General features: G+C 34.6%; 1 protein-coding gene. It reads right to left on the bottom strand.

The genetic code is table 11. The features are described from left to right. Positions 1-161: 161 nt before the first annotated feature. On the bottom strand, positions 162-480 hold a 319-nt coding region (locus E5329_RS29380; RefSeq protein WP_135992597.1), incomplete at its 5' end, for a DUF4367 domain-containing protein.

Consider the following 480-nt stretch of genomic DNA (forward strand, 5'->3'; position numbering starts at 1 on the left):
TGATAATTATATTATACCAAATATAGGCGGTGGTATCTACTTTTTCAGCGGCCTCAGGCTACGGATTGGGGATGCTGGAAAAATTGGAAATATTTTCTTGGCATATGCGACAGGCTTTCATTTATAGACCGCTATTGATTCATATATTTTACAGATTTAGATCAATTTACAGGCTTATCCACAAGTTCTAACCGGTCTACTAAATTTATTAAATTGTCTTTAGAAAAAGTCCCATCTAACACTAACTTATAAACTCCATTCGAAATTATTAATGAACCAATTCCATTGTCCTCAACATAATAACCAGTAAAACCATTCATTTCCACTTCTTCCAAAGGCTTTGCATCAGAGGTAAGATTTTCTGGATACCCCTTTTCTTGCCAAGTTTGTTTTAAAGACAAAACATTATTCGAAGCCCCTATATACCTAACCCGGATAAACCGGAAAAGCTTATTTTGTATTTTCCCCTTTTGTGTTACT

Origin of the sequence: Petralouisia muris (assembly GCF_004793545.1) — a bacterium.
Classification (GTDB): domain Bacteria; phylum Bacillota; class Clostridia; order Lachnospirales; family Lachnospiraceae; genus Petralouisia; species Petralouisia muris.